The organism is Pseudoxanthomonas spadix (assembly GCF_003703395.1).
GTDB lineage: Bacteria > Pseudomonadota > Gammaproteobacteria > Xanthomonadales > Xanthomonadaceae > Pseudoxanthomonas_A > Pseudoxanthomonas_A spadix.
The window spans coordinates 1-24,842 of sequence record NZ_RDQN01000006.1 but is presented as its reverse complement, the minus strand read 5'-3'; the positions used below and the strand labels follow the sequence as shown (position 1 = coordinate 24,842).

Below are 24,842 nucleotides of genomic sequence, written 5' to 3'. Positions count from 1 at the left end.
CGGGAATCCGGACATATCCGGGCCGAATGAAGACGCTCGGCGATGCAGGCATGGGGCGTTGTATGACCGGTGTTGATGTTGCTCCTGAAACGATCGGCAGCTTGAAGGATGTATTGTTCCACCATCGCTTGACAGCGCACCCCGCTTGGGTTTCATTAGCCGCCCATGTCGCACCTGGCCTCCCCCTTCGCCGCCTGCACCGCGTCCATCGCGGGCCCTGGCCTGGGCGTGCCCGGCACCACGACCATTATCACCACCCGGGGTCTTCGGGTGTGGTCGGCCGTGCAAGCGTAAGTTTTTCGCAACCACCGCCCCGCACCCGGATCAGGATGCGGGAGCCCCCACATCCTGATGCGCGCGAGGCCCTCCCAACCCTGAGGTCCCCATGTCGTCGCCTGCAGCACACGCCCAACCGCTGAAAACCGTCGCCCACAAGTTCGGCGGCACCTCCGTGGCCGATGCCACCCGCTATCGCCACGTGGCCGACCTGCTGCTGGCGCGCGAGGAAGACCAACAGATCACCGTGGTCTCGGCGATGAAGGGGGTCACCGATGCGCTGATCGACCTGGCCGGGCGCGCGGCCGGCAACCTGGAGGACTGGCGCGAGCGCTGGCACGAACTGCGCGCCCGCCATCGCGGCGCGGCCGTGGCCCTGCTGGGCGAGCATTCGGGCCCGACCGTGGAATGGCTGGATGCCCAGTTCGACATGCTGGCCGAGGTGTTGCAGGCGCTGTCGGTGATCGGCGAACTGCCGCGCGAGGTGCTCGAGCGCGTGCAGGGCCTGGGCGAGGTGTATTCGGCCAGGCTGCTCGGCGATCACCTGCGCAGCCGCGGCGAGGATTGCGCGGTGCTGGATGCGCGCGAGGTGCTGGTGGTGGACCGCAACGATCTGGGCGTGGACGTGGACTGGGAGCTCAGCGCCCAGCGCCTGCGCCAGTGGCGCGCGGCCAACCCGGCCAGGCGGGTGGTGGTCACCGGCTTCGTCGCCCGCGATCGCGGCAACCGCATCACCACCCTGGGCCGCAATGGCAGCGATTACTCCGGTGCGATCTTTGCCGCCTTGTTCGACGCGGTGGAACTGCACATCTGGACCGACGTCGATGGCGTGCTCTCGGCCGATCCGCGGGTGGTGCCCGAAGCGGTGCAGCTGGAATCGCTCAGCTACGACGAAGCCTGCGAGCTGGCCTACTTCGGCGCCAAGGTCGTGCATCCGCAGACCATGTCGCCGGCGATCGAGCGCGGCCTGCCGATCATCATCCGCAACACCTTCCAGCCCGACCATCCGGGCACGCGCATCACCGCGCGCAGGGACACCGCCGGCCCGGTCAAGGGCCTGACCCTGTCGCCGGACCTGGCCGTGCTCAACCTGGAAGGCACCGGCCTGATCGGCGTGCCGGGCACGGCCGAGCGGGTGTTCGCTGCGCTGCGCGATGCGCGCGTGTCGGTGGTGATGATCTCGCAGGGTTCGTCCGAGCATTCGATCTGCTGCGTGGTCAAGTCCGCCGATGCGGTGCGTGGGCGCGCTGCGCTGCTGACCGCCTTTGCCCACGAGCTGTCCATCGCCCAGATCCAGCGCGTGCAGCTCACCGACGGGGTGAGCGTGCTGGCCGCGGTCGGCGACGGCATGGCCGGCATGCCGGGCGTGGCCGCGCGCCTGTTCGAATCGCTGGGCCGGGCGCGGGTCAACATCCTGGCCATCGCCCAGGGCTCGTCCGAGCGCAACATCTCGGTGGCCATTGCCAGCAGCGACGCGACCAAGGCGCTGCGCGCGGCGCATGCCGGTTTCTGGCTGTCGCCGCAGACCTTCGCGGTGGGCGTGATCGGGCCGGGCAACGTCGGCCGCGCGCTGCTGGAGCAGCTACGTGCCGCCCAGCCGCAACTGCTGGCCAAGGCCAACGTGGACCTGCGCCTGCGCGCGATCGCCTCGTCCCGGCGCATGCTGCTGGCCGAGCGCAGCATCGAGGGCGACTGGAAGGTGCCCTTCGAACAGGCCAGCCAGGCGCTGGACCTGGACCGCTTCACCGAACACCTGCTGGCCTCGCATCTGCCGCACACGGTGATCGTGGACTGCTCGGCCAGCCCGGCCGTGGCCGACCGCTATGCGCAGTGGCTGGCTGCGGGCATCCACGTGGTCACGCCGAACAAGCAGGCAGGCGCCGGCCCGCTGGCGCGCTACCAGGCCATCACCGAGGCCGCTGCCGCCAGTGGCGCGCGTTTTCGCTACGAAGCCACTGTCGGCGCCGGCCTGCCGGTGATCAACACGCTGCGCGACCTGGTCGATACCGGCGATGTGGTGACCAGCATCGAGGGCATCTTCTCCGGCACCCTGGCCTGGCTGTTCAACAAGTTCGACGGCAGCGTGCCGTTCTCCGAACTGGTCGCCCAGGCCCGCGCAATGGGCTACACCGAGCCCGATCCGCGCGAGGACCTGTCCGGCACCGACGTGGCCCGCAAGCTGGTGATCCTGGCGCGCGAGATCGGCAGGACCCTCTCGCTGGAAGAGGTGCAGGTGGAAAGCCTGGTGCCCGAGGGCCTGCGCCAGGCCAGCGTGGAGGACTTCATGGCGCGCCTGGGGCAAGTGGACGCGGTGTTCGCCAAGCGCCTGTCCGATGCGCGCGCCTCGGGCAACGTGCTGCGCTATGTCGGGCGCCTGCACGAAGGCGGCGCCAGCGTCGGCCTGGTGGAACTGCCGGCCGACCACGCCTTCGCCAGGCTGCGCCTGACCGACAACATCGTGCAGTTCAACACGCGCCGCTATTGCGCCAATCCGCTGATCGTGCAGGGCCCGGGCGCCGGCCCGGAAGTCACCGCGGCCGGCGTGTTCGCCGACCTGCTGCGGGTGGCGGCCGGGCAGGGGGCGCGCCTGTGAAGGATCAGGCACGTGCGTTCGCGCCGGCCTCGGTCGGCAACGTCGGCGTCGGTTTCGACATCCTGGGCCACGTGATCGAAGGGCCGGGCGACACGGTCACCGTGCGCCGCATCGACGCGCCGACGGTGCGCATTGCCGCGATCGGCGGCACCACGGTCGACCTGCCGCTGGATGCGCCGTCCAATACCGCCGGCGCGGCGCTGATCGCCATGCGCCAAGCACTCGCGCTGCCGTTCGGCTTCGAGGTCGAGATCGACAAGGGAATACCGCTGGGCTCGGGCATGGGCGGCTCGGCGGCCTCCTGCGTGGCCGCGCTGGTGGCGGCCAATGCGCTGCTGGAGGCGCCGCTGTCGCGCCAGGCGCTGTATCCGTTCGCGCTGGTCGGCGAAGCGGTCGCCAGCGGCGGCAAGCACGGCGACAACCTGGGGCCGATGCTGCTGGGCGGCCTGGTGCTGGCCACCGCCGAGCACTTGGTCAGCGTGCCGGTGCCGCATGCCTGGCACAGCCTGCTGGTGCATCCGGAGGCGATTCTGGAAACCCGCCGTGCCCGTGCCGCGCTGGCCGGCACCTATGCGCTGAACGAGTTCGTCGCCCAGAGCGCCAACCTGGCGCTGGTACTGGCCGGTTGCCATGCCGGCGATGCCGCGCTGGTCCGTGCCGGCCTGAAGGACGTGCTGGTCGAACCGCGCCGGGCGCCGCTGATCGTGGGCTTCGAGGCGGCCAAGGCGGCCATGCTGGCCGGCGGGGCGATGGGCGCCAGCATTTCCGGCGCCGGTCCGAGCATCTTCGGCTGGTTCGAGCAGCGCGCCTGCGCCGAAGCGGCCGCCCCTGCGGTGCAAGCCGCGTTCAAGGCGGCAGGCTTGCAGTCGCAGGCCTGGGTCTCGCGGATCGCCGCGCCGGGCGCGCAGGTGCTGTGATCTGCGCTTGTGGGAGCCGCTTCAGCGGCGAACGGGGCTCGGCCGCTGCAGGCCTTGAGCCCGCAAAAGCACCATTCGCCGCTGTAGCGGCTCCCACCAAGTGCGTTTTTCAACCGGCCGAGTCGGGCGCATTGCGCTGCGAGATGGCCTGGCCTCACCGAGTCACTTTGGAATCTGTCCATGAACTTCATCTCCACCCGCAACGCTTCGCCCGCCGTCTCCCTGAGCGATGCCATCGCCGCTGGCCTTGCGCCCGATGGCGGCCTGTACGTGCCGCAGGCCATGCCGGACGCGCGCGAACTGCAGCCCGGCCATAGCCTGGCGCAGACCGCCGCCACGCTGCTGCAGCCGTTCTTTGCAGGCGACCGGCTGGAGAGCCAGCTCGCGGCGATCTGCGAAAGCGCGTTCGACTTTCCCGCGCCGCTGTTGCCGCTGGCCACGCCCGGTGACCAGGTGCTGGAGCTGTTCCACGGACCCACCGCGGCGTTCAAGGATTTCGGTGCGCGCTTTCTGGCGCAGTGCCTGACCCGCCTGCGCGGCGCCGATGCCAGGCCGCTGACGATCCTGGTGGCGACCTCCGGCGATACCGGCGCGGCGGTGGCGGCGGCCTTCCACCGGCAGCCGAACCTGCGCGTGGTGGTGCTGTATCCGGACGGCCGGGTGTCGCCGCGCCAGGCGCACCAGCTGGGCTGCTTCGGCGACAACATCACCGCCTTGCGCGTGGCCGGCTCGTTCGATGACTGCCAGGCGCTGGTCAAGCGCGCGCTGTCCGATGCGTCACTGCAGGCGCGGGCGCCGCTGAGTTCGGCCAACAGCATCAGCCTGGGCCGCCTGCTGCCGCAGATGAGCTACTACGCGCACGCCGCACTGTGCCACCGCGCGCAGACCGGCCAGGCGCTGAACTTCGTCATTCCCACCGGCAACCTGGGCAATGCGATGGCCGCGATCCTGGCGCGCGCGCTGGGCGTGCCGATCGGCCGGATCGTGCTGGCCACCAACGCCAACCGGGTGCTGCCGGATTACTTCGCCGGCAAGGACTACCTACCGCAACCCAGCGTGGCCACGATCGCCAATGCCATGGACGTGGGCGCGCCGAGCAACTTCGAGCGCCTGCGCTGGCTCTACCACGGCGATGATGCGGCGCTGCGTGCGGCCTTCACCGCGGCCAGCGTCGACGACGATGCAATCGGCCTGCTGATCGCGCGCCGCTACCGGCACTTTGGCGAGGTGTTCTGCCCGCACACGGCTACCGCAGTCAAGGTCCTGGAAGACCTGCGCAACCAGGGCGTGGAGGGCGACTGGGCGGTGGCGGCCACCGCCCACCCGGCCAAGTTCGAAAGCGTGGTCGAGCCGCTGGTGGGCGCGGTGCCCGTGCCGCCGGCGCTGAACGCGCTGCTGCAGCGCCCGGCGCATGCCGATCCGATCCGGCCGGACTACCAGGCCCTGGTCCAGCACATCCTGGCCACGCCGGCCGGCTGATCCGGCTTGGCCGGCGGCAAACCTGTCGCCGGCTGGCGCCTTGGCGAGCCCGGCACGGGCCTGATTTCATCGCCGCCTGTGCAAGACCCTGCGTGCAGGGTCGTCCATCCGTCGTGCCCCGCAATGTTGGCTTGTTCGCCAGGCTGCGGTCGGCCTTGTTCGGTCGCCGCGGTGATGCGCTACCTGGGCATCCTGGTGGTGGGCCCGTGGGCGCTGGTCACGACCTGTTCTTCGGCCTGCTCAAGGCGCTGGCCGAGGAGCACATCGCGCTGGCCATCGCGCAGGACGTGCGCATCATCGATGCCGGGTCCGATCCGGCGCGCGCGGCGACCGAACACGCCCGGCCCACAGGCGAGGGCGCGCCGGCCTGAATGCCCGGCTCAGTTGTCCAGCAGGCTCAGGCCCAGGATCGTGCCGAGCACGGCCGCCAGCATGACGTGGCTGCCGTTACTGGCGGTGCCGTAGCGATAACGGCTGTAATAGCCGTCTTCATAACCACGGCGGAACCCTTCGCGAAAGTAGTGGTTGTAGGTGTCCTGGCCGAGGTAATAGCCGTAGTAGCCATAGTTGGCGTCCTGGTAGGCGTAGGGCGTGTCAACGCTGAAACTCCAGCCGTCCTGGCGATCGGCGCGACCGGCCTGGAAGCCTTCGTTGTAGCCGTAATTGACCGCCTGGCGCAGCAGGTCGGCGCCGTAGCGGTTGGTCTGGTAATACGCGCCACCCCAGCCGTAGCGATAGCTGGCCGGCGTGTAGTAGTAGGGATCACGTTGGTGGTCGTAGCCGCGCGATTGCCAGCGGTCCTGCTGCGCATGGAGACGGCGGGCATAGTCCTGCTGGTAGCGGTGCTGGGCGTGGCGGCGCTGGCGTTCCAGTTCGCGCCCGCGCTGTTGGGCCAGGCGATGACGCTGGTCTTCGCCGCGGCGATACTCCTCGGCGCGGTGGCGCTCTTCACGGATGCGGCGCTGCTGCTGGTCGCGGTCGAGCCGGGTCAGATCGTGGTTGCGGCGCCCATCCCCATCCCGGTCGCGATCGCCTCGATCGCCGGTGCCCGATGGCAGCGCGCCTTGGTTGCGTCGGTCCTGGTCCTGCATCCTGGAGATCTCGCGCCGCTGCTGCGGGCGCTGGCGCAATGCGTCGTTGTCGCTGCGGGCCTGCAGTTCACGCACGCGGGAGGCGGCGCGGCCGTCCTCCTGCCGGCGACCCCGCCGTTGCTCGGCCAGTTGCTGCTGGCGTTGGGCCTGCGCGCGGTGGTCGTCGCGCTGCTGTTGCTGGTCGCGCCGCTGCTGGAGCAAGGCCTCGCGCGGGTCGTCCCCTCGACGCTGGTGCTGCGCGGCGGCCTGCTGGCGCTGGGCCTGCTGCTGCGCGTTGCGTTGGCGCATTCCGCGCAGCTGGTCGCCGCGCTGCTGGTCGCGCAGTTCGGACTGCTGGCGCATCTGTTCGGCCTGCTGCCGCGCCTGGGCGCGCTGTCCGTCCTGGTTGTCCTGCTGCTGCTGGCGCTGTTCCCGTTGGACGCGGATGGCGTCCTCGCGCTGCGCATTGCGTTGCCCGGCCTGCTGGCGTTGCTGTTCGGCGCGCTGTTGCGCCTGGGCACGCCGTTGGTCCTGGCGATCGTGTTGCTGCTGTTCGGCACGCTGCTGCTGGGCACGTTGCCCGGCCTGCGCGCGCTGGTCATCGCGCTGCGGGCGTTGCTCCTGCGGCTGGTCGCGGGCGTTTTCCTGCTTCTGGCGCGACTGTTCGATGCGCTCGCGCATCATCGCGCCACGGCCCTCGGGCTTGTCCTGGGCCCGCAGCGGCGTCACGCTGGCCAGCAGCATCGAGGCGCAGATCGCCATCGCCAGTACGCGTGGGACGAGGGGGTGGAAGCTGTACATCGTCATGTGCCCCGGTGGTGTACCGGCCTGGTGGAAGGTGTGCATTTATTGCAGGCGCCAATGAATCCCGGATGAGAGCAGACGCCCTCAAATCCCCTGTTTCCCACACTTTTCGCACGGAAACGGTTACAACGCACAAGCTCAGCTAAACGCGCTCGCGGCGCGGGCCGGCCGCCGCGGTGTAGGCTGGCCGCCGGACCAGGAACCGCCCATGCACGCCGACGATTTCGCGCTTCCCGACGGCCAGCGCGATGCGCTGGAGGCGGCCTACGCAACGCCGCCGCGGGCCTATCACACCCTCGACCACGTGGCCGAAGTGCTGCGCCATTACCGCGAAGTGGCGCAAGGGCCAGGCTGGCGCCAGCCGCGCGAGGTGCAGCTGGCGGTGCTGTACCACGACGCGATCCATCAGGCCGGGCGCGGCGACAACGAGGCCCGTTCGGCGCAGCTGGCCCGCCAGGAGATCGGCCGCTGGCTGCCCGACGAAGGCATCGACATCGATCGGGTGGTGCAGCTGATCGAACTGACCGCGCGCCACGGGGCGATCGGCCGCCAGGAGGTGGATGAAGAGGCCGCGCTGTTCCTGGATTGCGACATGGCGATCCTGGCGGCGGTGCCGGCGGTGTTCGACGCCTACGATGCGGGCATCGCGCGCGAATACCGGCCGGTGGCGCCGGGCTGGATCTTCCGGCGCAAGCGGCGCCGGTTTCTCAAGGGGCTGCTGGCGCGCGAACGCATCTATCTCAGCGACTTCTTCCATGCGCGGCTGGATGCGGCCGCACGCGCGAACCTGCGCCGGGTCACGCGCGGTTTCTGGCGGTTTTGAACACGCCCCGGAGCAGGGTGCCCAACGGCGGCCTGTTGCTGCGCGGCAGCATGATCGCGCTTGGTCCCCACGTTCCTTCCAATGGTCTGTCACCGATTTTCCCTGTGATTGCAGGGCCTGGCGTGGTGCGCCTGAATGCTGTCATTCACCCGACCCGACCGTGTCACCGGGATTGAACAGTTTGATCCCCATGATGCGCCCACGTCCGCTCCCGCCGGGGTTGAAGTCGAACTTCCTTCCGGCCCGTGCGGACGACCAATCCGGCCTTGAAACGCTTGTTTTACAGGCCCTGCAGCCAGGCCGTCGCGCCCTTCGCGGCGCGGCGGCCGCTGGCAAGACAGGCGGTGAGCAGGTAGCCGCCGGTCGGCGCTTCCCAGTCGAGCATCTCGCCGGCGCAGAACACGCCCGGCACCAGCTTCAACATCAATGCCCCATCCAGCGTCTCCAGCCGCACGCCTCCGGCGCTGCTGATGGTTTCGGCCAGCGGCCTTGGCCGTTGCAGCAGCAGCGCAAGGCGATGGATGGCCGCCGCCAGCCGCGCAGGATCATGCCGCGCCGCGGCATCGGTGGCCTCGAACACCAGCGCTGCCTTGGCCCCTTCGATCGCGCTCGCGCGGCGCAGGTGCTCGCCGACCGAGCGGCCCCTGCGCGGACGCGACAGCTCGCTCACCAGGCGCTGCAGGTCGCGGCCCGGGGCCAGGTCCAGTTCCAGCAGTGCATGGCCATCGCGCTCGATCGCCGCGCGCAGGTCCGGGGCGATGGCGTAGATCAGGCTGCCTTCGATTCCGGTCTCGGTCAGCACGCATTCGCCCTGCTGCGCATGGGCCTGGCCGCCTGCATCGCGCCAGTGTGCGACCACCGGCTTGAGCGGCGCGCCGGCGTGTCTGGTCATGTGCGCGCTGAAGGCGATGTCGAAGCCGCAGTTGGCCGGTTTCAACGGCGCCACCGCCACCCCGCGCGCGGCCAGCCAGGGTTGCCAGGCGCCATCGGAGCCCAGCTGCGGCCAGCTCGCTCCGCCCAGCGCCAGCACGGTGGCATCGGCACTGACCCTGCGCGGGCCATCGGGCGTCTCCAGGCGCAGCGCGCCGTCCTGGTCCCAGCCGGTCCAGCGATGCTGCACGTGGAAGCGCACGCCCTGGTCCTTGAGCCGGCGCACCCAGCCGCGCAGCAGCGGCGCGGCCTTCAGGTCGGTCGGGAACACCCGCCCCGAGCTGCCGACGAAGGTCTGCACGCCCAGGCCCGCAGCCCAGGCGCGCACGGCGCCGGCGTCGAAGTCGTCCAGCCACGCGCCCACTTCACCTGCACGTTCGCGATAGCGCGCATCGAAGCCCGGGCGCGGCTCGGCATGGGTCAGGTTCATGCCGCCCTTGCCGGCGATCAGGAACTTGCGCCCGACCGAGCCCTTGGCCTCGTACAGATCGACGGACAGGCCGGCGGCGCGGGCGGTTTCGGCGGCCATCAGGCCGGCCGGGCCACCGCCGACGATGGCCAGGGTGGGGCCGGGTGTAGGTGTTGCGGACATCGCAGCATTATGGAGCCGCGCGCGCATGACCGATGGCGGGCATCGCGGTGGCCATCGTCAAGGACGGTTTGATCTCGGCTCTGAAATCCTGACGCCGGCCTGCTGCCAGCAGTCGTCATCCCCGCGAAGGCGGGGATCCGGTGCCTTGAACTTGAATGTGCCAAGGCACTGGGTTTCCGCTTTCGCGGCAATGACAATCTCCTTCGTTCGCTCGCTGTGTTTGATCGTTTTGACGATCCCAGGCACGGCGCTGCGCCTCAAGGTGCCTTGACATCCAGCAGTTCGACGTCGAACACCAGCGAGGCGCCCGGCGGGATCACGCCACCGGCGCCGGCATCGCCGTAGCCCATCTCGGCCGGAATCAGCAAGGTGCGCTTGCCGCCGACCTTCATCCCGGCCACGCCCTGGTCCCAGCCCTTGATGACGCGGCCGCCGCCCAGCGCAAAGGTGAACGGTTCGCCGCGCTCGACCGAGCTGTCGAACTTCTCGCCGCGCCTGTCCGGCCTGGTGTCGTCATAGATCCAGCCGGTGTAGTGCACGGTGACGGCGCTGCCGGTGGTGGCGACCACGCCGGTGCCGGGGGCGATGTCGTTGATCTGCAGCTTGGCCACGCTGCCGTGCAGTTCGGCCGGCGGCTTGGCCGGGGTGCAGGCGGCCAGCGCAAGCGCCAGCACAAGGGGGGTCCACAGGCGCATCGCGCGCTCCTCTATCCAGGTCAAGCGCGACACGGTAGCAGGGCCGGCGGGCGCGGGCGGCTATCCTGTGCTCCATGGCCAAGCTCCTGCTCAACCTGCGCAATGTCCCCGACGATGAGGCCGAGGAGATCCGCGCCTGGCTCAGGCGCGAACAGCTGGCCTTCTACGAGACCATGCCCAGCAGCTGGGGCATCAGCCACGGTGGCATCTGGCTGGAAGACGATGCGCAGCTGCCACGGGCCAGGGCGCTGATGGTCCAGTACCAGGCTGGCCGTGGTGCCACGGCGCGGGCGGCGGCGCAACAGGCGCGCCGGGACGGCAAGGCGGAGAGCTTCGCCAGCCAGCTGCGCGCGCGGCCGCTGTACGTGGTCGGGGTGCTGGTGGCGATCGTGGTGATCGTGGTGGTGACCCTGGCGCTGCCGTGGTGGCTGCTGCGTTGACCGGGCCGCGGCGCCTGCTGGCCGGCGCTCATCCTGCGCCCGGGTGTGCGGCGCCCGGGCGCCTGCCGCGGAAGTCGGGGAAAAGTTCGCCCAGCGCGTCCAGCAGCGTGTTCCAGCCCTGCCGGGTGCGCTCCAGGGAGGCGGCCCAGCGCGGGTCCAGGGTGTGGGTCAGGTTGAGCCGGCAATAGTCGCCGGCTGCGGTCAGCTCCAGCCGCACCACGCTCAGCGGGTCTTCGCCGTCGTCGGCCATCCCCCAGGTGAACTCCAGCAACTCCGGGCGCACCAGCCGCAGGAACCGGCCCACGTGGTGGATGACCCTGCCGCCGCGTTCCACCCGCAGCGAAAAGCGCCCGCCCACGCGCGGGTCGATATCCAGCCCCAGCACGCGCTCGTCGGCGACCTGGCCGAACATCCACATGCCCAGCGTGTGCGGGGTCAGCCAGGCGTCGAACATGCGCTCGGGAGTGGCCGCGTAGTGGCGGGTCAGGACGATCTGCGGTGGCGCGGCGGTCTCGGTCATGGCGGCGGCCTGCGGGGTGGCCGCCGGCGAAGAAGGCAAGGGGATGCACAGGCTGCCCAGATGCGCGCGGCGGCGCAACTGCGTTGTTTGGCGCGGTGAGCGTCAGGTCCCGCGCCGGGGCCGGCCCGCGCCGGGTCGGGTGGCTAGCGGGTGGCTAGAATGCGCGGCATGGTCCTGAACATTGCCGCCTACCATTTCGTCGCCATCGACGACCCGCGCGCCTTGGCCGATGCGCTGCATGCGCGCGCGGCCGCCGCCGGCCTGCGCGGCACGCTCCTGGTGGCACCGGAAGGGCTGAACCTGTTCCTGGCCGGCGCACCGACGGCGCTGCGCGGGTTCCTGGACCAGCTTCGGGCCGATCCGCGCTTTGCCACGCTCAAGGCCAAGCAAAGCCACAGCGCCACGGTGCCCTTCGCCCGGCTCAAGGCCAAGGTCAAGCCGGAGATCATCACCTTCGGCCACGCCGGCACCGCCCCGCTCGGGCGCGGGCGCGCCCCGGCGGTGTCGCCGCACGACCTGGCGCGCTGGCTGGACCAGGGCTGCGACGACGCAGGCAGGCCGGTGGTCCTGCTGGACACCCGCAACCAGGAGGAAGTCGGCCACGGCAGCTTCGTCGGTGCGCTGACCCTGCCGATCACCGATTTCACCCAGCTTCCGGACGCCCTGGCGCCACATCGCCCCGCGCTGGCCGGCGCGACCGTTGTCAGCTTCTGCACCGGCGGGGTGCGCTGCGAGAAAGCCGCGCTGTGGATGGGCGACACCGGCATGGCCAACGTGCTGCAGCTGGAAGGCGGGATCCTGGGTTATTTCGAGCAGGTGGGCGGGCGTCATTACGATGGCGCCTGCTTCGTGTTCGACCAGCGCGTGGCGCTGCGGCCCGACCTGTCGCCGGTCGCGGCGCAGGACTGACCCCTTCAGCGGGCGCGCAGCACCCGGCCGCGGCCCTCGCGCTTGGCCTGCAGCAGGGCCTGGTCGGCCCGACGCATCGCCGCCTCCAGGGTTTCGGTGATCCGCACCTGGCAGACGCCAGCGCTGAAGGTGATCGTGCGCGGTGCCGGCACCCTGCGCACCGCTTCGCACAGGGCCTGGACCAGCTGCACGGCCGCCTGTTCGTTGACCCCGGGCATCAGCAGCACGAATTCCTCGCCGCCCAGGCGCCCGAGCACGTCCTGGCGGCGGCTGTGCCGGCGCATCGTGTCGGCAACCGCGGCCAGGGCCACATCGCCGGCGGCATGGCCGAAGTCGTCGTTGATCTGCTTGAAGTGGTCCAGGTCCAGGTAGGCCAGCGACAACGGCCTGCGCGCATTGCGGGTCAGGGTGAAGACCTCGCGCGCGCTGCGGAACCAGCCCTCCCGGTTGAACAGTCCGGTCAGCATGTCCAGGTCTGCGCGCAGCTCCAGCTGGCGGCGCAGTTGGAACAGCTCCAGCGCGATCTGCAGGCGCTCGCGGCGCAGGAGCAGCCCGGCCGCCACGCCCAGCGCGACCATGGCCAGCGCGCTCCACCATGCCGCCGGCGTCTGCTGCCGCCAGGCCAGCAGGCACAGCAGCGGCAGGACCAGCACTGCGACCATGCCGATCGTGCTGCGTACACGGATGGTCAGTGGCAGGACCATCATCGCCAGCAGCATCACCACCACCTGGACCAGGCCCAGGTGCGCAGGTCCGGCCCGGGTGTCCAGGACCAGGCCGACACTGATCAGGCCGATGCCCAGCACCGCCAGCCCGGCCGAGACACCATCGCTGACCCGACCGCGGCGGATCGCGGCCGCCAGCCCGGCGCTGGCCAATGCCAGCGCGATGCGCCAGGGCAACAGCCGCCAAGCGTATGGCGCGTCGCGCAGCAGCTCGCCGATCGCGCCGATCAGCAACAGCAACGGCATGGCCAGGAACAGGATCACCAGGTAGCGCCGCGATTGCGCGCGCTGCTGGGCGATGAGCTCCTTGCGCTGTTCCAGTGCCAGGTCATCGACCCGGCCGTTCAACCACCCCATTCCCTGTCGCCCCTGATTCGACGCGCCCACCATAGCCAAAAGGCAGGTGACGGGCGGTGAACCCGCCGCTGGCCACCGTCGGCTGCGTGCCGGTTCATCGGGTGCGCCCGTCCGGCCCATGGGCAGCGACGGCGCCGGGGGTGTGCTGCTGGGCTGAAAACAGCATCGCGCTGATGGGGCTGGAAGCCGCCTCGCCAGCCCCCATGTCCAGACCATGAACACATCGATCCCACAGATCCCCTATTCCGTGCTGGACCTGGCGCCTGTCTGCGAAGGCAGCACGCCGGCCCAGGCCTTCGCCAACACCCTGGACCTGGCGCGCAACGCCGAACACCTGGGCTACACGCGCTACTGGCTGGCCGAACACCACAACATGCCCGGCATCGCCAGCGCCGCCACCGCGGTCCTGATCGGGTATGTGGCCGGTGGCACCTCGACCATCCGGGTCGGTTCGGGCGGGGTGATGCTGCCCAACCATGCACCGCTGCAGGTGGCCGAGCAGTTCGGCACGCTGGCCACCCTGTATCCGGGCCGCATCGACCTGGGATTGGGCCGGGCGCCGGGCACAGACCAGGCCACCGCACGCGCGCTGCGCCGCTATTTCGACGGCGCCGACCGGTTTCCAGCCGATGTGGCCGAACTTCTGCACTATTTCGACCCGGTCCAGCCCGGCCAGCTGGTCCAGGCCGTGCCCGGGGCGGGCCTGGAGGTGCCGGTCTGGCTGCTGGGCTCCAGCCTGTTCAGCGCCACCCTGGCCGCGCAGCTGGGTCTGCCGTTTTCCTTTGCTTCGCACTTCGCGCCCGACGCGATGGATCAGGCGCTGATGGTGTACCACCGCGATTTCCGGCCCTCGCGCCGTCTGCAGCAGCCGTACGCGATCCTGGCGCTGAACGTGATCGCCGCCGACACCGATGCGCAGGCCCAGCGCCTGTTCACCAGCGTCCAGCAGAGCTTCGTCAACCTGCGCCGGGGGCGCCCGGGGCTGCTTCCGCCGCCGATCGAGGACATCGAGAACTTCTGGCAGCCGCACGAAAAACCGGGCGTGCAGAACGCGCTGGCCTGCAGCGTGGTCGGTTCCCCGCAGACCGTGCGCGCCGGCCTGGCGGCCTTCATCGAACGTCATCGCCCCAACGAGATCATGATCGCGGCCAACATCTACGAGCACGCCGCGCGGGTGAAGTCCTACCGCATCGCTGCCGAGGCCATGGCCCAGGCCGCTGCGGCCTGACCCGGGCCATGCCAGCGGCCGTGGTCAACGCGCTGGCCGGGCGCGGCCGATCCCATTGAAGCTGGCTGTCGCTGCCGGCGCCGGGGTGACCGGCGCCGGCCAAGCCGAGGTCGGGCAAGCCGAGGTCAGGGCCGCGGCGAACGCTGGCTGGCAGCCGGCGCGCTCCAGCCGCAGCGCTTGCCTTCGTTCTGCTGCTTGAGCCACGCCTCAAGCGGCTGGAAGTATTCGAGCATCGGCGCGGCGTCCATCCTGTCGCTGCCGGTGAGGCCCTTGAGCGTGTCCGGCCAGGGTTGGCTGGAACCTTTCTGCAGCATCGCCCAGAACTTCTGGCCGGCGCGCTTGTTGCCATAGAAGCTGCACTGGTTGAGTGGACCGGTATGGCCGGAGGCGTCGCACAGCGCCTTGTAGAACTGGAACTGCAGGATGTGGGCCATGAAGTAGCGCGTGTAGGGCGTATTGCCCGGCACGTGGTACTTGGCGCCGGCGTCGAAGTATTCCTCGCCGCGTGGTGTTGCCGGGGCCACGCCCTGGTACTGCGCCTTCAGCTGCCACCAGGCGCTGTTGTAGTGCTCCGGCGTGATCGAGCCGTCGAACACGCCCCAGCGCCAGCGGTCGATCATCAGCCCGAACGGCAGGAAGGCGACCTTGGACAGGGCCATGCGCATCTGGGCGTTGACCAGCGCCTGTTCGCCGGTCGGCGCGTCCTTGACCAGGCCGATGGACGCCAGGTACCTGGGCGTCATCGCCAGCACGATGGTGTCGCCGATGGCTTCGTGGAAGCCGTCGTTGGCCCCGCCCTGGAACACCGGCGGCTGGCTGTTGTAGGCCAGGTCGTAATAGAGGTGGCCCAGTTCGTGGTAGAGCGTGGTGAAGCTTTCCTCATCCGGTTCGATGCACATCTTGGTGCGCACGTCGCCGGTCATGTCCATGTCCCAGGCACTGGCATGGCAGACCACCTCGCGGTCACGCGGCTTGATGAACTGGGACTTCTGCCAGTAGCTCTTCGGCAGCGACGGCATGCCCAGCGAGGTGTAGAAGTCCTGTGCGCGGGCGGCCATGGCCTTGGCGCCGGCCAGGGCGGCGGCGCGGCGCAGGTCGGCGACGCGGGCGATGGCCTGGTCGTAGGCGAGGCGGTTCAGGCGCGTGCGTTCGGCATCGTCGGGGTCGTGGCCAAGCGCCTGCAGCTGTGCGGTGTAGGCGGCATCGCGCGCGCCCTCGAACGGATCCTCCGGCGCAAGTGCGGCCGTCTTGAGCGTCTTTTCGTACTGCGCATCGTCCAGCGCCTGCAGCGCGCCGGTGATGTCCAGACTGCCCGCCTCGGGGTAGGGCTGCAGCAGGTCCCACAGGTTGCTCCAGTCCTGCTGCCACATGTTGCCCAGCAGATGCGCCGGCAGCAGCCCGCCATCGACCTGGCCGCGCATGCCGTAGTGCGCTTCCAGCTTGCCGCGCGCGTAGCAATGCAACTGCTCGTAGAGTGGCTTGACCTGGCTCCACAGGCGATTGGTCTCGGCGGCCACTTCGCCCGGGGCCATGTCGTAGCCACTGCGCCACAGCTCGCCGGCATCGGCAAAGCCCATGTCCTGCGCGCCTTCGTTGACCAGGGCGACAAAGCGCGTGTAGCGCTCGCGCATGGGCGGGGCGATCGAATGCCAACCCTGCCAGGCGTCGAGCTGGGCGTCGTAGTCGCGGCTGCTGGCCAGCACGCTTTCCAGCGCGCCCAGTTGACGGCAGCTGCGTGCCTGACCTTCGCCGGTACAGTACGTACCGGCGCCATACATGCCTTCCATCTGGGTGGCGATGCGGGTGAGTTCGGCCAGCTTCTGCGGATCCTGCGGCGCGGGCATGGCGGTCATCAGCCTGAGCAATTGGATCGCACGTGCGGTCTGCGGCGGCATCTGTTTGCCCTCGAAACGCCGCGACTGGGTGATCCAGGCATTGAGCTGGGTCAGCGCGCGTTCGTTGGCCCTGGACGCCACCCGCTGGCTGTCATCGTTGATGTAGGTGGACGAGAGCCACTGCGCCGCATTGAGCTCGGGCGACTGGGCGCGCAGTCCGGTATTGATGCGCTCGACGAATTCCTCGGCGGTCTCGCCCTTCGGTGCCGGTGGTACGCCATCCGGCGTGGCTGGTTGGTCCGAACCGCAGCCGGACAGGCCCGCCAGCGACAGGCACGCGGCGGTGGCAAACACGAGGTGGCGTGGCTTCACGAATGGGTTCCTGGCAGGGTGCTGCCCGCAGGCTAGAGAAGCGCCCGGCGCGCCGCAAGGGCGCTGTCCAATGGGTCAGGCGGGCAGGGCGGCGCGGATGCGTTCGCGCAGGCGCTGGGCCCTGCGTCGGATCTTGCGCCGGGCCAGGGTGTTGAACCAGCGCGCCAGCGGCACCAGCTCCTTGCCGGCCACGATCGACTTGGCATCCACGCACACCAGGCGCACGCCGGCATCACTGGGCAGCACCAGCAGGTTGCCGGCATTGAGGTCGAACAGCGCGATGCGATGGCGCAGCAGCCAGTCTTCGAAAGCATCCACTGCCGCGCACAGCACCTGCGCCGGATATTGCGGCTGCTCGAACAGCAGCGCATACAGGCTGGGTGCGGGCGTGCCATCGGCAAGGGTGATCCGCTCGCAGCACAGTGCCGGGCCATAGGCGGTGGGGAGGATGCCCAGCACCGTGGCCATGTGCGCCTGCAGCTCGCTGGCCGGCAGGCGTGCGGACAGCTGCAGCCAGGCGCGCAGTTCGGCGTGGTTTTCGTCGTGCTGCGGCTTGCGCGCGGCCCGCCAGCGCTGCAGCCGCTGGCGCAGGCCCACCCGGCTGCGCTGGCCGGCCGGCAGCATGAACTTCAGGCACTGCCGGGTGTCGCGGCGATCGATCACGCACACGCGGTTGGCGCCGCGGCCGATCACGGTCATGTGCTGCCAGGCATCGCCGGGGCGTGGGCCGGATTGGGTGCTCATGCGCGTCCCCTCACGCCGGTGTCAGTGTGAAGCCCGCCGCCGGATCAATGCGGCAGGCCGCGCTGGGCCAGCCAGGCGCGTGCGTCATCGGCATCGTGCGTCATCCAGGCCTGGGTGGAGCCCATGCGGAACGAGTAGCCCCAGGCGTCCATGTCGGCCATCAGCCGCGCCCGGCCCACGCCCGGCAACGCGTCGGCCAGCACCACCTGCAGGTAGCAGGTGGCGTCTTCCTCGATGTCCGAATCGGTCGCATCGGTGTGCACCAGTGCGCGCGCCTCGGGCGTGAGCACGATCAGGTGGCAGGCCTCGTGCAGCATCGAGTGCAGCGGCGTGTCGCCGCGCACGTAGACGTTGTGCGCGATCACGCCCGCTTCCGGATCGCCCCAGAAGCTGCCCGGGATCGGCACCCCATCGGGCACCCGATGCAGCACCAGTCCGAAGCGCGCCAGCAGCGCGGCCAGGGTCGCGAATTCGAGCTCGCGCACCCGCAGCACGGTCAGCGCTGCGGCATCGCTGCCCGGCGCCGGCGGGGTGGAATCATCCAAGGCAAGGGTGGTCTGGCTGGACATGGCGGGCGGATGGGCGAGACGCGGATGGGCGCAGGCGCGCGGCCCCGCGCCGGTGGTCAGGCCTTGCCGTCGGGCAGGGCCACCGAGATGTCCAGCACGTCGTGGTCACCTTCCTTGAGCAGGTCGACCTTGACCGCCTCGGCGTCGACGTTGACGTACTTCTTGATCACCTCCAGCAGCTCGCGCTGCAGCAGCGGCAGGTAATCCGGTGCGCCACGCTGGTTGCGTTCCTGCGCGATGATGATCTGCAGGCGGTTCTTGGCGGTCTCGGCGGTGTTCTTCTTGGCCTTGAGGAAATCGAACATGCCCATGCTCAACCCCCGAAGAGCTTGCTGAAGAAGCCTTTCTTTTCAACCGAAGTAAAGCGCATCGGACGGTCTTCGCCCAGCAGCCGCGCGACCGCATCGTCGTAGGCCTGGCCGGCCGGCGATTCCAGGTCCAGGATCACCGGTTCGCCCTTGTTGGAGGCGTTGAGCACGTCGCCGGACTCGGGGATGATGCCGATGGTCTTCAGGCCCAGCACTTCCTCCACGTCCTTGACCGAGAGCATCTCGCCGGTTTCCACCCGTGCCGGGTTGTAGCGGGTCAGCAGCAGGTTGGGCATGAGCGTCTTGCCTTGCTCGGCGCGGCGGGTCTTGGAATCGAGCAGGCCCAGGATGCGGTCCGAATCGCGCACCGAGGACACTTCCGGGTTGACCACCACGATCGCCTTGTCGGCGTAGTACATGGCCAGGAACGCGCCCTTCTCGATGCCGGCCGGCGAGTCGCAGACGATGAAGTCGAAGCCGTCCGCGTCCAGGTCGTTGAGCACCTTCTCCACCCCTTCCTTGCTCAGCGCGTCCTTGTCGCGGGTCTGCGAGGCGGCCAGCACGAACAGCGTGTCGAAGCGCTTGTCCTTGATCAGGGCCTGCCTGAGCGTGGCCTCACCCTGGGTGACGTTGATGAAGTCGTATACCACCCGGCGCTCGCAGCCCATGATCAGGTCCAGGTTGCGCAGGCCGACGTCGAAGTCGATGACGGCCACCTTCTTGCCGCGCCGGGCCAGGCCGCAGGCGATGCTGGCGCTGGTGGTGGTCTTGCCTACGCCGCCCTTGCCGGACGTGACGACGATGATCTCAGCCAATGGTGTTCTCCTGGGGAAGTGGTGTGCGGTGGAGCCTTGCCATGTTGCGTGGAGCGCCTCGGCAAACGCCGGGCCGCCAATGCCGCGCGCCTAGTCCTGCGCGGCGATGTTCAGTTGCCCGTCTTCCAGCCACACCTGCACGGCCTTGCCGTGCAGCGCGCGCGGGACGTCGTCGAGCACCTTGTAGTGCCCGGCCACGGCGACCAGTTCGGCATGGAAGGCGCTGCAGAAGATGCGGGCGTCCTGGTTGCCCTGGGCGCCGGCCAGCGCACGCCCGCGCAGCGCGCCGTAGATGTGGATGGAGCCGTCGGAGATCACTTCCGCACCGGCACCCACCGCGGTCAGCACGGTCAGGTCGCGCTGTTCGGCGTAGAGCTGCTGGCCCGAGCGCACGGCGGTCTTGTGGACCAGACCCGGCTGCACGGTGGCCTTGGCCGGTTCGGGTGCGGCGACCGGCACCGGGGCCGGCGGCGGGGCAGCGGCCGGTTCGCCGCGCTCGTACTGGGCGCGGAACTTGGCCAGCAGCGGCAGGCCGAGCTGTTCGGCCAGGGCCTGGATCTCGGAGGTGCCGTAGGCCAGCGCGACCGGCAGCACGCCGGCCGCGCGCAAGCCTTCCAGCAGCGCGCGCGCGGTGGCCAGCTCGGGCGTCTGCATCAGCCCGCCGAAATCGATGATGACCGCGGCCCGCCCGAACAGCCTGGGCGCGCGCTCGACCCGCGCGCGCATCTCGCCCACCAGCGCCTCCACGTCCAGCGTGCGCACGCGCAGGTTGGCCACGCCGACCTGGCCGATCTTGAGTTCGCCAGCCTGCTCGTAGCTGCTGGCAGGGGAAGGCGTGCTCATGTGCCGGTGGACCGCTTGGCGCTGGCAGGGGTGAACCGGCGCGGGCGGGTCCAGGCCGTGTCGGGCAGCTGGCCGCGGTAGGTTTCCAGCACCCACGGATAGCTGCACAGCTCCTTCATCAGCATGCTGGCGCGGACCTGCACACCGGGCATGACGTGCTGGCCGACCTCGCGGAAGTCGAAGCTGCCATGGAACAGCAGGGCCGGATCGGCGCCATGGTCCAGGAACACCTCGCAGGCCAGCTGCGGGTAGCGCAGCTCGGCGTAGCTCTGCACGTCGGCGTAGAACGCACGGCCCACGCCGCCGCCGCGGCGGCGGCTGGCCACCACGATGCGGTCGATATAGAAAAAATCGGGGTAACGCTCCTGGAACCAGGCGTAGTTGCTGCTGTCGTGGCCGGCGCCGGAGCCGAAACCGACCAGGAACCCGGCCAGGTTGCCATCACGCTCGGCGACGCGGAAATACTCGGCACGTTCAAAGAAATCGTGCACGCGTGCGCTGTCCAGCGGCAGGATCGCAAGGCCTGCGTTGTTGTTCAGGGCCAGGACGGAATCCAGCTCGTGCTCGCGCACATCGCGGATGACGATCGACATCGGGCTTGCTCCATGATACTGCGCCCCGGCAGCGCCGGAACCGGGCCGATTATCGCATGGGCGGCCCCAGCTGCGGGCGGCCGGTCGCGTCCCGGGCGCGTTGCGGGCATGACTTCGGACTCAGGTCGCGCGGTGGCCGCGGCACGTAAGATGCAGGCATGTTCGGACCCATCGCCCATACCCGCCTGTTGCGCGCCGCCGGGCTTTACACCTGGGCGATGGTGGGCATTCCCATCATTCTGAACGTCTGGTTCCTGCCGCCTTCGCGCGGAACGCAGGGCCAGGGACTGAACCTGCCGATGGCGCTGGGCGGCTATCTGGCCTTCGGCCTGTGCTACTGGCTGGCCACCCGCACCCTGCACGAACGCCCGCCGCAGCATCCCAGCCCGGGCAGCGTGGCGCTGCTGCTGGTGATGATCTCGGCGGCGGTGGCGGTCGGCTTCTACACCCAGACCGGCCTGGGCGCACTGCTGCTGGTGGTGGTGGCGGGGGTGCTGCCGTGGATGCTGGAGCTGCGCTGGGCGGTGCTGTGGCTGATGTTCGCCCACGTGCCGCTGGTGCCCTCGTTCATGGCCCGCGAGGATTTCAATCTGTGGGAGTCGGTGTTCCAGTCGTCCTTCTACGTGGGCTTTGCCGCGTTCGTGCTGGTCACCGCCTACGTGGCCCGCCAGCAGGCTCAGGCCCGCGAGGAACAGCGCCGTCTGAACGCCGAACTGCGGGCCACCCGGGTGCTGCTGACCGAAAGCGCGCGGGTCAACGAGCGCACCCGCATCTCGCGCGAACTGCACGATTTGCTGGGCCATCACCTGACCGCGCTGAGCCTGAACCTGGAAGTGGCCGGTCACATCAGCGAAGGTCGCGCCCGGGAGCACGTCCGCCAGGCCCATACCCTGGCCCGGCTGCTGCTGACCGACGTGCGCGAGGCGGTCAGCCAGCTGCGCGAATCCGGCTCGATCGACCTGGCCGCCGCGCTGTGGCCGCTGGCCGAACACGTCCCCTCGCTGGACATCCACCTGGACCTGCATGAGCCGCTGACCCTGGAGGATCCCGAGCGCGCCCACGTGCTGTTGCGCTGCGCCCAGGAAATCATCACCAATGCCGTGCGCCATGCCGGTGCGCACAACCTGTGGATCAGTTGCCGCCGCGAGGGGGCCGATCTGTTGATGGAAGCCCGCGATGACGGCCGCGGCGTGGGCGAGCTGGTCGCCGGCAACGGCCTGCGTGGCATGCGCGAGCGTCTGCGCCAGTACGGCGGCCAGCTGCAGCTGGACACCGGCCAGGGCACCGGCTTCGGCCTGAGCCTGCGCCTGCCGGCGGCCAGCGACGATCCGCTGTTGCCTGCGCCGGCGATCCCGGCCGAACTCACGACTTCTTCTGGAGACACCGCATGATCCGCGTCTGCCTGGTCGACGACCAGAACCTGGTACGCCAGGGCATCCGCTCGCTGCTGGCGCTGGACGATGGCATCGAGGTGGTGGGCGAGGCGGCCGATGGCCGCCAGGCCGTGGAGCTGATCCCGCAGCTCAAGCCGGATGTGGTGCTGATGGACATGCGCATGCCGGTGATGTCCGGCCTGGAGGCCTTGCAGGCCCTGGCCCGGCTGCAGCAGCTGCCGCCCAGCATCATCCTGACCACCTTCGACGACGACCAGCTGGTGCTGGCCGGGCTCAAGGCCGGCGCCAGGGGCTACCTGCTCAAGGATGTGTCGCTGGAGCAACTGGTCGGTGCGATCCGTGCGGTGGCCGATGGCGGCTCGCTGGTTCAGCCGGCGGTGACCCAGCGCCTGTTGTCGGGGCTGGAGCACATGCGCAACGAGTTCTTCAGCCTGGACCGTCCCGATCCGCTGACCGACCGCGAGACCGAGATCCTGCGGCTGATGGCCTCGGGCTTCTCGAACAAGGAAATCGCAAACTCCCTTGGCGTGGCCGAGGGCACGATCAAGAACCACGTGTCCAACATCCTGTCCAAGCTGGGCGTGCGCGACCGCACCCGCGCGGTGCTCAAGGCCTTCGAGCTGCAGCTCGTCTGACCCCGGGCGCAGCCGCCAGCCGGGGCGCTGGAACCGGCCGGCGCGGCCGGGCGGCAGTCGCTGTTTCCGCCCCCGCTCCGCGGCGCCAGGTTGCGGGCCATGGCGGCACGTGGGGCGCGTCCCGGGACCGCATCGGTGCAGGCCGCTTGGCGCGGCATTTTCCGGTCATGACCAGGCGTCAAGCTGGCGAGGATGCCGGCTTGGCAGGGCAGGAGAGGACTTGTTTCGTGCTGGTCTGTTAAGACTTCGTTTTATCACCCCAACGCAATGATTCAAGCGCAGTTTTTGGCTGACCGCGCCGTTCCAAGCCTGCTACGATTGGACACTTGCCTGCCCTTAACCATGGCCTGTCACCGGCCCCGGAGACCGCTGAATGTCCCGTTTTCTCGAGATTTTGATCGCCCTGGCGCTGGTCCTGGCGCTGTTCCTGGTCATCGGTGTGGTCCTGCCGTCGCATCGCCATCTCGAAGGAAGCGTGGAGAGCAACCGCAAGATGACCATCGTGTACGACACGGTGAACAACGTGCGCCGCCTCAAGGACTGGAGCCTGATGCTGCCGGGTGACCCGGCCCTGTTGCGCTATTCCGGCGGCGCCGAGGGCAACGTGGGCAAGGGTGCCAGGGTCGAGTTCACCTCGCCGGTGGTCGCCGCCTGGGAGAAGGGCAGCTGGGAAATCACCGACAGTCAGGCCCCGCCGGCCGGCGGCGGCAAGGCCGAGGTGACCTATGCCATCAGCGACGGCGCCCCGGGCCGCAACAAGGTCAGCGTCATCACCCTGACCCCGACCGGCAAGGGCGGCCGCAACGTGCGCATCACCCAGACCTATGACGTGGACTACGGCTGGAACATCTACGGCCGCTTCCTGGGCATGTACATCAAGAGCCAGATCGGCGACTCGCTGGACGCCAGCCTGGCCAAGCTGAGCACCAACCTGGCCACCATCCCCAACTTCGACTACCGCGTCGAAGGCAGCAAGCTGACCGACCTGAAGATCGCCCAGGTGCCTGCTGAGAACCTGCTGGTGGTCAGCGCCGGCAGTGTCGAGCGCAGCAACGATGCGATCAAGAAGTCGATCCTGTCCAACCAGGAGTGGATCAAGCGGGTGATGGAGTCCAACGACCTGGAGCCGGCCGGTCCGTTCCGTCTGATCACCACCGAGCTGGCTTCGCAGACCTACACCTTCGATCTGGCCCAGCCGGTGCGCAAGAAGGGCAGCGGTCCCAAGACCGGGGCCGCCGGGGCGGATGAGGCCAGCAAGACCGGTGACAAGGCCGCCACTGCAGCCGAACCTGCGCCGGCACCGGAGCAGGCCACGGCCACCGATGCGCCCGAACTGCAGGTCAAGGTCGCCGGCACCCCGGTTACCTACCAGCGCACCGAGCCCCAGCAGGCCGCCACCGCCAGGTACACCGGCTACATGTCCGAGCTGGAAGCGGCTCGCAACGGCCTGCGTGCCTGGGCGATGACCAATGGCCACGCGATGCAGGACCGTCCGTATGAAACCTGGAACAGTGGCGTGGACAAGCCATTCACCGACGCAAGCGCCACCTACACCCTCTACTGGGCCATCAAGTACTGACCGGCCACGCGCAACGCGACGCGCAGTTGATCATCCGCGCCGCGCCTTCGCACCGTCGAAGGCGCGGCGTTTTCGTTCCAGGCCCCCCGCGAAGCGCCGGGCCTCCAGAGCAGGCACCTGTGCATGATCGAGCGCCGAACCTCTACTGTTTCTCCGCTGGCCGCGATCGGGGCGGTACTGTGCGCCGTGGCGATCGGGCTGGCCGCCTACGCCGCGCACGGGGTACCTGATCCCAAGGTCCAGGCGGCCCTGCAGAGTGCCTGCCTGTACGCCTTCGGTCACGGGATCGCGCTGGCGGCGCTGGCCCCACGCGCACGGCGTGCGCTGGGCCAATGGGCCCTGCGCCTGCTGCTGGTGGGGACGCTGGCGTTCTCCGGCAGCATTGCCTTGCATCACCTGGCCGGTGCCTCCAGCGCATTGGCGCCGGCCGGGGGCGTGGCGATGATGCTGGCCTGGCTGCTCTGGGCCGTCGACACGCTGCGCCGCTAGGAGTCTGTCGGGCTTTGGCGGTCGAGGCGAAAATTCGGCTGCGCGAGGACAGATTTTCGGCGATTCGCCGCCGCATAGTGGTTCTATGGGGCAAGAAGCGACGGAAATATGGGCCGCACAGCCGAATTTGCAGCCCGGACGGCCAAAGTCCGACAGGCTCCTAGTGTAGTGTTCCATTCTGTTTGGAACTTAAGCGCTGATTGGCGCGGATCACCTTCTGCAGGATGTCGCGGGCGCTTCTGGTCCAGATGAACGGCTTGGGTTTGGTGTTGTGATGCGCGAGGTACTCGTCGATGGCGGCGATCAGT

25 protein-coding genes are annotated in these 24,842 nt (G+C 69.4%); 13 read left to right on the top strand and 12 right to left on the bottom strand.

The genetic code is table 11. From position 1 onward, the window contains the following. The first annotated feature begins 385 nt into the window (after window positions 1-385). The 4 genes from thrA to D9R12_RS15805 all read left to right on the top strand — a co-directional run bounded on the left by thrA (window position 386) and on the right by D9R12_RS15805 (window position 5,636). Complete coding sequence (thrA, locus tag D9R12_RS10725) at window positions 386-2,869, top strand: bifunctional aspartate kinase/homoserine dehydrogenase I (RefSeq protein WP_122230409.1); 2,484 nt, start codon at window positions 386-388, stop codon at window positions 2,867-2,869. After that, complete coding sequence (locus D9R12_RS10720) at window positions 2,866-3,786, top strand: homoserine kinase (RefSeq protein WP_122230407.1); 921 nt, start codon at window positions 2,866-2,868, stop codon at window positions 3,784-3,786. Before thrA ends, D9R12_RS10720 begins: the two co-directional genes overlap by 4 nt. A 180-nt stretch (window positions 3,787-3,966) precedes the next feature. Beyond that, window positions 3,967-5,265: a threonine synthase gene (gene thrC / locus D9R12_RS10715; RefSeq protein ID WP_122230405.1), complete on the top strand. Its 1,299-nt coding sequence runs from the start codon at window positions 3,967-3,969 to the stop codon at window positions 5,263-5,265. Between the two features lie 206 nt (window positions 5,266-5,471). Continuing rightward, entirely contained in the window at window positions 5,472-5,636 is a 165-nt protein-coding gene (locus D9R12_RS15805) for a hypothetical protein (protein ID WP_170159232.1), read from the top strand. Between the two features lie 9 nt (window positions 5,637-5,645). Here the strand turns inward: D9R12_RS15805 and D9R12_RS15595 are convergent, their stop codons facing one another. Then, the gene (locus D9R12_RS15595; RefSeq protein WP_147475078.1) at window positions 5,646-6,431 is read right to left on the bottom strand and encodes a hypothetical protein; all 786 of its coding nucleotides are present in this window, start codon (window positions 6,429-6,431) and stop codon (window positions 5,646-5,648) included. Window positions 6,432-6,473: 42 nt separating this feature from the next. Here D9R12_RS15595 and D9R12_RS15590 point away from each other — a divergent pair, with 42 nt between their 5' ends. Both D9R12_RS15590 and D9R12_RS10705 read left to right on the top strand, forming a co-directional pair. Next, a complete protein-coding gene (locus D9R12_RS15590; RefSeq protein ID WP_147475077.1) occupies window positions 6,474-7,211 on the top strand; it encodes a hypothetical protein in 738 nt (245 codons plus the stop codon). Window positions 7,212-7,347: 136 nt separating this feature from the next. Further along, entirely contained in the window at window positions 7,348-7,962 is a 615-nt protein-coding gene (locus D9R12_RS10705) for an HD domain-containing protein (RefSeq protein ID WP_122230401.1), read from the top strand. A gap of 280 nt (window positions 7,963-8,242) precedes the next feature. Here D9R12_RS10705 and D9R12_RS10700 read toward each other — a convergent pair whose 3' ends face one another. Next, window positions 8,243-9,484, bottom strand: coding sequence for a TIGR03862 family flavoprotein (locus D9R12_RS10700; protein WP_122230399.1), 1,242 nt, complete (start codon window positions 9,482-9,484; stop codon window positions 8,243-8,245). 257 nt (window positions 9,485-9,741) lie between these two features. Next, window positions 9,742-10,179 (bottom strand): FKBP-type peptidyl-prolyl cis-trans isomerase, encoded by a 438-nt coding sequence (locus tag D9R12_RS10695; RefSeq protein ID WP_014160036.1) that lies wholly within the window; start codon window positions 10,177-10,179, stop codon window positions 9,742-9,744. Window positions 10,180-10,253: 74 nt separating this feature from the next. On the opposite strand from D9R12_RS10695, the gene D9R12_RS10690 reads away from it, so the two are divergent. Then, window positions 10,254-10,619 (top strand): DUF6164 family protein, encoded by a 366-nt coding sequence (locus tag D9R12_RS10690; protein ID WP_122230396.1) that lies wholly within the window; start codon window positions 10,254-10,256, stop codon window positions 10,617-10,619. Window positions 10,620-10,647: 28 nt separating this feature from the next. Here the strand turns inward: D9R12_RS10690 and D9R12_RS10685 are convergent, their stop codons facing one another. After that, complete coding sequence (locus tag D9R12_RS10685; RefSeq protein WP_083833593.1) at window positions 10,648-11,139, bottom strand: SRPBCC family protein; 492 nt, start codon at window positions 11,137-11,139, stop codon at window positions 10,648-10,650. 168 nt (window positions 11,140-11,307) lie between these two features. Here D9R12_RS10685 and D9R12_RS10680 point away from each other — a divergent pair, with 168 nt between their 5' ends. After that, window positions 11,308-12,048: a sulfurtransferase gene (locus tag D9R12_RS10680; RefSeq protein WP_122230395.1), complete on the top strand. Its 741-nt coding sequence runs from the start codon at window positions 11,308-11,310 to the stop codon at window positions 12,046-12,048. A 5-nt stretch (window positions 12,049-12,053) separates the two neighbouring features. Here D9R12_RS10680 and D9R12_RS10675 read toward each other — a convergent pair whose 3' ends face one another. After that, entirely contained in the window at window positions 12,054-13,130 is a 1,077-nt protein-coding gene (locus tag D9R12_RS10675) for a GGDEF domain-containing protein (protein ID WP_170159233.1), read from the bottom strand. Between the two features lie 214 nt (window positions 13,131-13,344). Here D9R12_RS10675 and D9R12_RS10670 point away from each other — a divergent pair, with 214 nt between their 5' ends. Then, a complete protein-coding gene (locus D9R12_RS10670) occupies window positions 13,345-14,358 on the top strand; it encodes an LLM class flavin-dependent oxidoreductase (RefSeq protein ID WP_122230391.1) in 1,014 nt (337 codons plus the stop codon). 125 nt (window positions 14,359-14,483) lie between these two features. Here the strand turns inward: D9R12_RS10670 and D9R12_RS10665 are convergent, their stop codons facing one another. From D9R12_RS10665 to D9R12_RS10635, 7 genes are all read right to left on the bottom strand, one after another. After that, on the bottom strand, window positions 14,484-16,565 hold the full coding sequence (locus tag D9R12_RS10665; protein ID WP_122230389.1) for a M2 family metallopeptidase: 2,082 nt from the start codon (window positions 16,563-16,565) through the stop codon (window positions 14,484-14,486). Between the two features lie 75 nt (window positions 16,566-16,640). Further along, the gene (locus D9R12_RS10660; protein WP_122230387.1) at window positions 16,641-17,309 is read right to left on the bottom strand and encodes a YrbL family protein; all 669 of its coding nucleotides are present in this window, start codon (window positions 17,307-17,309) and stop codon (window positions 16,641-16,643) included. A 44-nt stretch (window positions 17,310-17,353) separates the two neighbouring features. Beyond that, window positions 17,354-17,878, bottom strand: a complete 525-nt coding sequence (locus D9R12_RS10655) for a hypothetical protein (RefSeq protein ID WP_014160044.1) — start codon at window positions 17,876-17,878, stop codon at window positions 17,354-17,356. A 56-nt stretch (window positions 17,879-17,934) separates the two neighbouring features. Next, entirely contained in the window at window positions 17,935-18,189 is a 255-nt protein-coding gene (minE, locus tag D9R12_RS10650; RefSeq protein WP_122230385.1) for a cell division topological specificity factor MinE, read from the bottom strand. Between the two features lie 2 nt (window positions 18,190-18,191). Then, window positions 18,192-19,001, bottom strand: a complete 810-nt coding sequence (gene minD / locus D9R12_RS10645; protein ID WP_014160046.1) for a septum site-determining protein MinD — start codon at window positions 18,999-19,001, stop codon at window positions 18,192-18,194. Window positions 19,002-19,091: 90 nt separating this feature from the next. Then, entirely contained in the window at window positions 19,092-19,844 is a 753-nt protein-coding gene (minC, locus tag D9R12_RS10640; RefSeq protein ID WP_014160047.1) for a septum site-determining protein MinC, read from the bottom strand. After that, window positions 19,841-20,437: a GNAT family N-acetyltransferase gene (locus D9R12_RS10635; RefSeq protein ID WP_014160048.1), complete on the bottom strand. Its 597-nt coding sequence runs from the start codon at window positions 20,435-20,437 to the stop codon at window positions 19,841-19,843. The genes minC and D9R12_RS10635 overlap by 4 nt, the downstream gene beginning before the upstream one ends. A 158-nt stretch (window positions 20,438-20,595) precedes the next feature. Here D9R12_RS10635 and D9R12_RS10630 point away from each other — a divergent pair, with 158 nt between their 5' ends. The 4 genes from D9R12_RS10630 to D9R12_RS10615 all read left to right on the top strand — a co-directional run bounded on the left by D9R12_RS10630 (window position 20,596) and on the right by D9R12_RS10615 (window position 24,534). After that, a complete protein-coding gene (locus D9R12_RS10630) occupies window positions 20,596-21,828 on the top strand; it encodes a sensor histidine kinase (RefSeq protein ID WP_122230383.1) in 1,233 nt (410 codons plus the stop codon). After that, window positions 21,825-22,466 carry a response regulator gene (locus tag D9R12_RS10625; RefSeq protein ID WP_014160050.1) on the top strand — a complete coding sequence of 214 codons (642 nt, stop codon included), beginning with the start codon at window positions 21,825-21,827 and terminating at the stop codon, window positions 22,464-22,466. The genes D9R12_RS10630 and D9R12_RS10625 overlap by 4 nt, the downstream gene beginning before the upstream one ends. 373 nt (window positions 22,467-22,839) lie before the next feature. After that, a complete protein-coding gene (locus tag D9R12_RS10620) occupies window positions 22,840-24,045 on the top strand; it encodes a polyketide cyclase (protein WP_014160051.1) in 1,206 nt (401 codons plus the stop codon). A gap of 123 nt (window positions 24,046-24,168) precedes the next feature. Further along, on the top strand, window positions 24,169-24,534 hold the full coding sequence (locus tag D9R12_RS10615) for a DUF423 domain-containing protein (RefSeq protein ID WP_122230381.1): 366 nt from the start codon (window positions 24,169-24,171) through the stop codon (window positions 24,532-24,534). The last annotated feature ends 308 nt before the right edge of the window (window positions 24,535-24,842 follow it).